Annotated in this window: 9 protein-coding genes; 5 read left to right on the top strand and 4 right to left on the bottom strand. The window is 26.3% G+C overall.

What is annotated here, in order from left to right; all coding sequences use genetic code 11:
- A partial coding sequence (locus Q5O44_RS10955) for a ZmpA/ZmpB/ZmpC family metallo-endopeptidase (RefSeq protein WP_302637862.1) occupies nucleotides 1-2,693 on the bottom strand: 2,693 nt, incomplete at its 3' end.
- 164 nt (nucleotides 2,694-2,857) lie between these two features.
- On the opposite strand from Q5O44_RS10955, the gene Q5O44_RS10950 reads away from it, so the two are divergent.
- A complete protein-coding gene (locus Q5O44_RS10950) occupies nucleotides 2,858-3,235 on the top strand; it encodes a transposase (protein ID WP_022168468.1) in 378 nt (125 codons plus the stop codon).
- A gap of 5 nt (nucleotides 3,236-3,240) precedes the next feature.
- Nucleotides 3,241-4,266, top strand: a complete 1,026-nt coding sequence (locus Q5O44_RS10945; RefSeq protein WP_368074945.1) for a transposase — start codon at nucleotides 3,241-3,243, stop codon at nucleotides 4,264-4,266.
- A gap of 188 nt (nucleotides 4,267-4,454) precedes the next feature.
- Here Q5O44_RS10945 and Q5O44_RS10940 read toward each other — a convergent pair whose 3' ends face one another.
- From Q5O44_RS10940 to Q5O44_RS10930, 3 genes are all read right to left on the bottom strand, one after another.
- Nucleotides 4,455-6,152 carry a PAS domain-containing sensor histidine kinase gene (locus Q5O44_RS10940; RefSeq protein ID WP_022168466.1) on the bottom strand — a complete coding sequence of 566 codons (1,698 nt, stop codon included), beginning with the start codon at nucleotides 6,150-6,152 and terminating at the stop codon, nucleotides 4,455-4,457.
- Between the two features lie 153 nt (nucleotides 6,153-6,305).
- Nucleotides 6,306-7,055: a TraX family protein gene (locus Q5O44_RS10935; RefSeq protein WP_022168465.1), complete on the bottom strand. Its 750-nt coding sequence runs from the start codon at nucleotides 7,053-7,055 to the stop codon at nucleotides 6,306-6,308.
- Nucleotides 7,056-7,494: 439 nt separating this feature from the next.
- Nucleotides 7,495-8,301, bottom strand: a complete 807-nt coding sequence (locus Q5O44_RS10930; RefSeq protein ID WP_022168464.1) for a cation diffusion facilitator family transporter — start codon at nucleotides 8,299-8,301, stop codon at nucleotides 7,495-7,497.
- Nucleotides 8,302-8,729: 428 nt separating this feature from the next.
- Between Q5O44_RS10930 and Q5O44_RS10925 the strand changes: the two genes are divergently transcribed.
- From Q5O44_RS10925 to nadA, 3 genes are all read left to right on the top strand, one after another.
- Complete coding sequence (locus Q5O44_RS10925; protein ID WP_022168463.1) at nucleotides 8,730-9,269, top strand: chromate transporter; 540 nt, start codon at nucleotides 8,730-8,732, stop codon at nucleotides 9,267-9,269.
- A complete protein-coding gene (locus Q5O44_RS10920; RefSeq protein ID WP_022168462.1) occupies nucleotides 9,269-9,832 on the top strand; it encodes a chromate transporter in 564 nt (187 codons plus the stop codon). The genes Q5O44_RS10925 and Q5O44_RS10920 overlap by 1 nt, the downstream gene beginning before the upstream one ends.
- 182 nt (nucleotides 9,833-10,014) lie before the next feature.
- Entirely contained in the window at nucleotides 10,015-10,920 is a 906-nt protein-coding gene (gene nadA, locus Q5O44_RS10915; RefSeq protein ID WP_022168461.1) for a quinolinate synthase NadA, read from the top strand.
- Nucleotides 10,921-10,929: the final 9 nt, after the last annotated feature.

Raw genomic sequence — 10,929 nt, 5'->3', positions numbered from 1 at the left:
TCTCTAATAATTTCTTGATTTATTATTGGATCTCCTACACGAACACCATTTTCTGTTCTCCATATCTTAGTTGTTCTAATACTTCCTGATATTCCAGGTTCTGTACGTGTTTCATCTTCCCATAAACTTGAGTCTTCTCTATTAATAACTTCTATAGGAATCTCTGTTTCTGTTACTTCTTTATCTTCTGATACAATAACTTTAGAATTATATATAGATGTTGTAAAATCATTAGTATTTACTAAATACCATTGTAAAATCTTTGTTTTTAATTTTTGTACTTCTTTTACATTCTGAGCCATTGGTTGTGAATTAGTTTTATTACTTTCCATCATCTTTAAATCTTTTTCTACTGCTTCATTCATTAACTGTTGTAATTCTTCATAATTTTTGAAGTAGTCTGTTTCTTTTAAATCTGATAGCTTATCAATTCTACGTTTAAACATATCCTTTTTAAATTCAGTTAAGCTTCCATTATATTTAGAATCTAAAATAGCATTTAATGCTTCCTTATCATTTGAATATTTATTAGAAACATATGAAACCATACCTTCACTATATCCATATTCAGCTAATAATTCATATGCATATCTTTTAAATGTTATCTCCCCTGTTGAACCTTCATCATTTTGAATCCCTGCATATATTGGCTCTAATAATGGTGCAACATAATATCCATTTTGCTCAGTTGTTCCTACAGTTGCATTACCTTTAAATTTTAGTCTTCCTGATACAATATTTTTTTCAATTAAATCATCAATTGTGTTTAAAGTACTTGCAATACTTTCATCTATATGCTTAAATGTATCATTGCTTTTATTTTCAGTATTAGGAGCTTTTTCTGGTGTTAATTCCAATTGATTAAATAATATTGCTTTTTCTGAATTAGTTCTTCTTAATGATGATATTGCTTCAGCATAATCTAATGTATATATAACATCCATTAATCCTTGCATATAATCTTTTAAGTCAGATTCTTGCATAAATCTATTAGGTGAAGCATTTTGTACTCTTCCTTCTCCTAACTTATATGCTAAATTTAAATTAAATATTGGCTCATATTCAGATAATCCAACTGTATTATTTAAACTTTCAAACATTCCTGTAGCAAAAGTTTCTGCACCTTTACCAGTTCTCCTACCATATCCGTTAAGCCAAACTTTTTTATCTAATAAATGTGTTAATTCATGTGTATAAGTAGATTGTCCTCTATCAGTTAATGTTTTTGATAAATATAATTTAACTAAATTATCTCCTGATGCTTCTCCATCTACAAACATATAATTAGAATAAAAATCAAGAGGAGTAATAAACTCACGAACCCCACTTAATGTTTCACCATACTTAGGAGCCCATAAATCTCTTGTACTTCCTTCACCATATTTTCTCATAGTATCAATTATAATAATATTATTTCCATTTAAAAGTGTATCTCTCTTATTACTAATACGATACCAAAAATCTAAAAATTCTTCTTGCTTATTAGCTGTTTCTTGTAAATCAGCTTCAAATTTTCTTTTTGACTCATTATAATTACTTTCTTTTCTATCAACATATGTATCTACCAACCCATAACTCACTGTGCTCATTGTGCTAATAACATAAATATTATCTTGACTAAGAGATAATAATGGAATTAAATGATCACTTAATTTAGGATCATTTTTCATTTTATTGTAAAAAGAAGTATCTATATTTTGATTACTACTTTTAGCTTCAACAATATAAGCATTACTTCTATCTTTAAACCACTCACTAGCACTCATAGCTGGATAATATTTATTTAAAGAACTTTCTATAAAATCAAAAATAGTATTATCTTTAGTAATTGGTGCAATTTTCTTTTTATAAGTCTTTGCAGTATTTTTAAGCTCTAAATCTGAAAAACTCACTTCACCTATATCCATTAATGCTGAAAATCCACTTAAACTTTGAGGATAATTATATAAAATTAAATCCTTTGCAACTTCACCTTTAAAATCAAAACTATAATTTCTCTCTAAATAAGATAATGCTATTAATATTTCATTTCTTTTACTAATAATATATTGAGATGAAAAGTATGGGTCATTATCAAATAACTTCTTTAATATTGTATCTAAATTATTTTGCACATATTCAAAGCTTTTTCTTAAATCAAGTTTATCCATACAAAAACTTTTAAGTCGTTCATCTATTTGAGCTTGAGTTGGTTCTACTCCTAATTCTTTTTTTAATTGATTTTTAACATCTTGTTTATCCCATAATGAAACATATGGATTTAAAATAGTATATAAATCATCATATTTAACTTCTTTAAAGCTTTCTTTTACTTTTTGAATTTTTTCTTCTACAGTTTCATTCAAAGCATATTCTTCAATAGCTTCATCTTCTTTTTCATCAATAGCTTCATCTTCTTTTTCATCAATAACTTCATCTTGAATAATGCTTTCAGTTATAGATGTTTCTTCTTCTACAAAATTTTTATCTAATTCATCACTTACATAATCCTCTTTTTGTGTAATATTTTCACTTAAATCTTCATTTGTAGAGTATGTTTCTTGTATAGAAGTATTTTCATTAATTAAAATAGATGCTGAAGCTATTTCTGTAAAAAAACATACTGAAACTGCCACTGAAACTACTCCAAAAGAGTATTTTCTAAGAGCATATTTAATTATCTTCTCACCTTTATTTAACGATAATTTTTTCATTAGTTACCCCCCTAATATAATTCTTTAATAGTCTATTGCATAACCCCCAAAACCTTGTTTTGGTGCGGTTTTACAAACTCATTTTTTCAAGTTTTCCCCCGCCAATAATTAAATTTGTTTATTTAGGACATACTAAATAAAACGAATGATTAGGAGGGACTCCCTTGAAAGAAAATTTAAATCAATTATCTTTTACTGACATATATTCAAATATTGATGAATACTTTCAGCAAGATAAACCTAAGTTAATTAAATTATTTGAACAACATATTGATTTACAAAATTTAATACCACAAAGCTTTTATAACCATTATCATGCTGATACTGGGCATCCTAGAATTTATAAATTATCTTCTATGATTTCAGCTTTAATTCTTAAATCAATGCTATCAATTGCTGATACTTCACTTTTCATAAACATTCTTAATCTTAGTTCAGAACTTCGTGATATTTGTGGTTTCACTACGGTTCCCAATGCTTCACAATTTTCTAGATTCAAAATTAAATTTGAAAAAGATCTAAAAATTTTTTTGATTATTTAGTTGAAATTACAGATCCCATTTGCGATGAAATAAATTCATACTTAAATGATATTTTAATTGTTGATACTACTGGCATAGAAGCTTATGTCAATGAAAATAATCCTAAAAAATTTGATACACTACTTCGTCAATGTAAAGCATTGAGCAAAAATAATCCCACATTTAATGCTCATTCATTTGCTTGCAGTAAAATGCCTAAAGTTTCTTATGCAAACCCTGATATTAAACTTTCATATATGAATGGTCATTATTGTTATGCTTTAAAAACTTCAATAGTTACAAATGGTCTAGGTATAATCAGAGATATAGATTTCCTAAATGATAAATCAACTAATATCACCGAAGCAGCTACCGCTAGCGAAGCTAAAGATACATATGATTCAAAATCTCTAATTCCAACATTAAATAAATTCTTCTCCAAACATGATTTTAAATACAAATACTTTCTTGGCGATGCTAGTTTTGATGCTGTTGATAATTATAAATACCTTTATAAAGATAAGAATATAATTCCCATAATCCCGCTACGCAGGGCGCCATCATCTCCTATGCCTGGATTTAATGAAAATGGTGTACCAACTTGCCCAAATGATAATAAACTACTTATGAAATTTGATGGAATAACACGTGAAAAAGGACGTTCAGATAGGATTAAATGGATTTGTCCCAAATCTAAAAAAACTAGAATCAATGGGAAAACTCAATATATCTTAACTTGTGAAAATCCTTGCACAACATCTAAGTGTGGCAAGATTTATCAAGTTCCCATTGATAATAATATAAGAATGCATACTGTTATCCCAAGAAATTCAAGCAAATGGAATAATCTTTATAAAACAAGAACCATCATTGAAAGAACAAATTTCATGATGAAGTATCCACTTGCTTTACAGTACACAAAACTTAACAACACAGAATCACTTAAATCTGAAGTGATTTTATCAGCTATAACACAACTAATCGTTGTGTTAATAGCTAACAATATGAATAATACCCAAAATATATTATCAATAAAAAAAGTTATATCTTAAAATTTGGTAATTATTTTAGGCTTTTTTAGTGTGCGCTTTTTTAGAAATTTTTATGCATACTCCAATTATTTCCTATATTTAGCTTTTATCAATAGTTTTGTTCAATTTTTAAAGTTAGTTTTGCAATCAACTATAATTCTTTAATATAATTCCTATAATACACTATTAATATCTTTTAATAAATGTACTTATGTATATATATCAGAAAATTCAATATTACATTTCTCTATAAGACTATCTTTCTGTATTATAGGATTATTTATTTTTTCCTCTGTAATATTTATCGGTAAATAAAACGAAAACTGAGTACCATTATCTATATTATCTAAAAATATTTCTCCCCCATGCATTTCTATAAACTTTCTACATAAAAATAATCCTATACCGCAACCTTCATTTTTCCTATTTAACGAATTATCTACTCTATAAAATCTTTCAAAAATCTTTTCTCTATCTTTAAACTCTATATTAGAACCATAATTTTTAACAGATATATATACTCTATTTAAATCTACATTTCTCTTTATTTTTATTTCAATATCTGTATGGAGCTGAGAAAATTTAATGGCATTAGATATTAAATTAAGCATAATTCTTTCAATTTTATCTTCATCACAAGCTAAAATTATTTCCTCACTATCTGTATCAAAAATTATATTTCTTTTCTTTTCACTTGCATATAATACAGTAGACATAACTATTTCTTCTAAAACACTAACAATATTACAATTTACTAAATTCAATTTATCTGAATCACTATTTACTTTCGTTATATCCATAACATTGTTCACCAATCTCAATAATCTATATGAATTTTGCTTTAATATGTTTAAATATTCTTTATATTTTTCATCACCTAATGGCTTATTATGTAAATTCAATAATTGCACAATAGCAAGTATTATATTAATAGGAGTTCTAAATTCATGAGACATATTAGATAAAAATTCCACCTTCATGGCTTCTAATTTAATAAACTCCTCTAATTCCCTTTTCTTATCGGTTATATATTTAATTTCACTTTTATTTTCTATCTGTTTAACTATATATCCTATTTTACTTAAAGTTTCATTTAAATAAGATTCCTCTTTAGTAAAACAATTTTTACTTTCATCATAAGTTATTACTACTAACCCAAATAATTTATTCGCTAGTTCTATATGCCTAATTTCTAAACTTTCTTTTTTTTCTTTAAACATTTCTAATTTATTATATATTTCTTCATATTTATCTTTAATAATTTCTTTACTACATAACTTATTTTCTATTTCTTTATTTATATGTATATCTACATTAAAATTATTTTCTTCTTCATTTTCGCTTAAATAAAATTTAAATTTCTCACTATCTTTATCATATAAAAATATAGATATATTCTTATATTCAACAATATTTTTTATTTCTTTTAACAATAAATGAATAGTTTTTTTAGTATTATATCTTTTTTCTTCATCTATATTTAAATAACTCATTAAGTTTGATTCAATTTCTAATTGTACATTCTTATCTAATGATATCTCTCGTGCTACTCCTCCTATAATTTCTTTTTTATTCTCTTTATGTAAAATAAATTTATATACCTTATGCCATATTTCATTATCATCTATTTTACTATACTCTTCATTATAAATATCAGCTTTTTTCTCTATAACTTCTATATCTGTTTTATCACATTCCTTAGCAATATCATACTCTCTAAATTCATAATCACTTTTTCCGATTATTTGCTCTTTACTAAGTCCCAACTTTTCTGCACCTAGTTTATTTATGTATATATATCTTTTTTGGTCATTTTTTAACCATATTTGATAAGGTAATTTATCTAATAATTCTTCCAAGTCCTCTATAGTATAATTTCTTGTTATTTTCTCCTTTGTATCCGACACTAAATTCTCCCCCCAATTGTTGTTTATTTTAATATTATTATAAAATTATAAATAATTCCATATGCTATACTTAAAAAATATCTAAACATAATAATATAAAATAATAGAGAGTATATCTTATTTATATATACTCTCTATTATTTAACTTATACTTTATAATATAGCCTTTAATAGACCTAAAATAATTAAATGTAATGGATAAAAAATATAAAATACCCATTTACTGAATTTTTTATGCTTCTCTGCAAATTTACCCTTCTTGCCATTATATAAATATAAAATAGGTAAAGCTAAAATCATTCCCAATTGAAAAAATCCATAAGTAATAGGATATCCTGCACTATAATATATCCAACACATAATACCTACAAAAATAAAAGTTATTGAACAATGACCTATTGCCTGCTTTTTAAAATTTCCTCTATGTTTCCAAAAATTTAATGTCATAAATATAGCAATACACATCCAATCACCTAAAAAAGCCATAATACTTAACGCTGTAATGCTTAAATATTTTAATAATCTATTTTTTATCTTATGGTAGGCTATTAATGCTATTAAACTTAAGCACAATGTATATATTACACCTGTATTCCCTAAAATGCTTATATTTTCTGTTTCAAAAAATATGAATGGTACATGTGATATTAAAGCAAAAATAGCTAATCTAAGAACATATTTCTTAACATTTTTTGTATAATAATATCCTTCTGCAACAAAGAAACACATTATTGATGCCGTTATTCTTCCTATAACATGCATTATCTGCCCAAATACTGAATATGTTGGAACAAAAGCCCATGCAATATGATCTATAAGCATAGCAGCAATGGCTATAAACTTTATAGTTGTCCCACTTAATCCTTTTACCTTAGTTTTTTCTTCCACTAATGTTTCACTCAAAAATACCCCACCTTTTTAAATATTACATATCCATATTTTACTATATTGCAAATGTAATTAAATGGCAAACTAATTAGTTAAGTGGCCTTTGGCTAGTTAAGAATTAAAAATGAAAAATGAAGAATTGAGGAGGAAACTCCTTAGGAGTTTCTTAAACATATATTTAAAAGAATTTCGTAGAAATTCTATCCTTAATTTTTTATATACTTGTATATAAAAAATTTAATTAGTAAATAAGCGTAGCGATATTTACGACTTAACTTAGCCATTTATGACGACTTAATTAAGTGAATTAGCGTAGTGTTGTTCACTGATTAACTTAATTTCTAAACTCCTTATAGGAGTTTATTCCATAATTCATCATTCATCATTCATCATTCATAATTAATAGATTGCTTTACAATCTATAAAAAAAACGAAGGATTTCTCCTTCGCTTTTTTAGATGGCCCATTTTTTGTCTCCAGTGAAAGAAACATTCAGCCATTTATTATAATCTATATGTTTTATCGCATCATAAACTTTTTCTCTAACACAATCCATTTGATCTAAATCTTTTAATTTACTTTCTTCATTATATATAAAATCTATTTCAATTCTTAACTCTCCACCAATTTTTGATACTCTTGATATTGAATCTTCAAATTTATATTCTTTTTCAATTTCTTTTACAATTAAATATATATCATCATTTATTTCATCATCTGCTTTTACACATAATATTTCTTTAAATGCATTTATAAAAGATTGTACAGGCATCTTTATAAATACAACTGATACCATTATTACCATCATTGGATCTATATACACATTTAGTCCACTAAACCTTGTATTTCTAAGAATCATTGCTATTACAAATCCAACTAATACACCAATACTTAATAAAGTGTCCATAAGCCATTGACTTGCTTCAACTTTAATTAATTCAGAAGAAATTTTATCACCCTTTTTCTTCATGAAAATATATACACCACCGCATCCTATTACTGAAACAATAGAATATATTAATGCTGATCCATATTCTACAGTATTTCCTCCATGCACTACATCCTGTATAGCTCCTATCAGAGAATATAAACACATTCCCCCTATGATAAGTGATTTAAAGGATATAACTAAAGGCTCTAATATATATTTTCCAAAAGGATATTTATCTAACTCCTTCTTTGCAATAAAATTATTTATATATAAAGACAACATTGTTAATGCTAAACTGATAAATGAATATAATCCATCGAATATAATCATTTCAGATTGTGCAGTTCATCCCCATGCTATACCAAATAGTGCAAAGAATAACGCACCTACCATTGATATTTTTAAAATTTTATTTTCTAGTTTCATTATCTTCACCTCTATTCAAGTTTTATTATATACAAATATAATACGCTAAATTATCATTCTTTGTAATGATTAAAATGCTGCCTTTTTGCAACTTTTCCCTTATATTTAAACTTAGATTCTTATATCAAAAAGCATAAATGTACTTAAATAAAGCTTCAAATACGGTACTATTATTAGTTTTTTTCTTATTTTCATATTATTACTACTTAATCTACACGCATTTTACAATAAAATATGTAATATCGTTATATTTATTATATATTTTGCTATTTCATATTGTGATATACTATTTCTTGAATATTATTAAATTAACATAGGAGAGATCTAAATTTATGAAGACATTAATTGATTTATTCTTCACTTTCTGCCGAATTGGAGGTTTAACTTTTGGTGGTGGTTATGCCATGCTTCCAATTATACAAAAAGAAATTGTTGAAGAAAAAAAATGGGCTACTGAAGAAGAAGTTCTAGATTATTATGCTGTAGGCCAATGTACTCCAGGTATAATTGCTGTAAATACAGCAACTTTTATAGGCTATAAAGTTCATGGAATAATTGGTGCAATAGTTGCAACCTTAGGAGTTGTTTTTCCTTCATTAATAATAATAACTATTATTGCTGCATTATTAAAAAACTTCGCAAACTATTCTATTGTACAGCATGCTTTTTCTGGTATACGTGTAGTTGTTATTGCTTTAATCGTTAGTGCCATATTAAAACTAGCTAAAACATCTATTAAAAATTCTACAACATTAATAATTGCTATTATAGCATTTATATTAGTAGCATTTGTTAATTTATCACCAATTTATATAGTAATTGCAGCAGCATGTATTGGATTAATATTAAAATTTATAAGAGGTAGAAAATAATGATTTATATAACTTTATTTTATGAATTCTTTAAAATAGGACTATTTGCCATAGGTGGAGGTCTTGCTACACTTCCTTTCTTATACGATCTTTGTGGAAGATACTCTTGGATAACTACAGATAACATTGCTGATATGGTTGCCATATCTCAATCTACACCAGGTCCACTTGGAATAAATATGGCTACATATGCAGGATATCAAGGCGGAGGTCTTTTAGGCGGAATTATTGCCACTATAGGGCTTATTACACCATCAATAATTATAATTATTATAATTGCTCATATTTTAAACAAGTTTAAAGAAAGTCATTATGTAGAATCAGTATTTTATGGTTTAAGACCTGCTGTTACAGGGCTTATAGCTGCTGCTGGTTTTGCAGTATTTAAAATTGCTATTCTTAATATAGAAAAATTCAATTTAACAAATAAGCTTTTAGACATAATTAACTATAAGGCTACACTACTATTAATAAGTATTTTTGTAGTAATGAAATACTTTAAAAAACACCCTATATTTTATATATTCTTAGGAGCAATAGCTGGGATATTATTAAAAGTATAATTATCTATAATGAAAAAGAACTAATTTAATATGATTGTTCATTGCAATAGCAGTTTAAACAATCATCATTTAATTAGTTCTTTTTACTTTTCTCTTTTTAAAGTTTACAATTTTTACATGCAATGTTATATTATTAACATGTGTATATACATCTGACAACTATATGAGAGAGGTAATTTAAAATGGACTTAAAAAAAGAAATACAACTATTAAAAACAGAAAAAAACGCTTTAATATTGGCGCATTATTATCAGCGTCCAGAAGTTCAAGAAATCGCTGATTATGTAGGGGACTCATACTATTTAAGTAAGATTGCAAAGGATAGTCCTAATAAACTTATAGTATTTTGTGGTGTTAAATTCATGGCTGAAAGTGCAAAAATACTTTCCCCTGAAAAAACTGTACTTCTTCCTGCTTTTGATGCTGGATGCCCAATGGCTGATATGGCTGATGTAGAGGGCTTAGCAGAACTTAAAGAAAAACACCCAGATGCTGCTGTAGTATGTTATATCAACTCAACTAGTGATGTGAAAGCTCTTTGTGATGTAACAGTAACTTCCTCAAATGCTTTAAAAGTAATTAAAAAGCTTCCTCAAAAGAAAATTATATTCCTTCCTGACAAGAATTTAGGAGGATATATTGCAGAACAAATGCCAGAAAAAGATTTTATATTATGGAACGGATTTTGTGTTACTCATAAAAAGATTAGTAGTGAAAACATATTAAAATCTAAAAATGCAATAAATGATATTGTTGTTTTAGCTCATCCAGAATGTGAAAAAGAAATTAGGGATTTAGCAGACTATATAGGAAGTACAGGTGAAATGATAAACTATGCTACTAATTGCCCTGCTAAAAACTATCTTGTTTGTACTGAAGAAGGGATTCACTATGAATTAAGCAAAAGAAATCCTGATAAAAACTTCTATTTCCCTGGTACAAGCACCCTATGTCCTAATATGAAAAAAACCAGGCTAGAAGACATTGCTAACGTATTAAAAAATAATTGCAACGAAATAACTATAGAAGAAGAGGTTAGATTAAAGGCTTTAAATTGTTTATTAAATATGCATGAATTGGCTAGGTGATATATATGA

It is taken from the genome of Clostridium sp. CAG:221 (assembly GCA_000435835.1).
GTDB lineage: Bacteria > Bacillota > Clostridia > Clostridiales > Clostridiaceae > Clostridium.
Note: the sequence above shows the minus strand (reverse complement) of the source record. Positions and strands in the feature narration are given on the sequence as shown.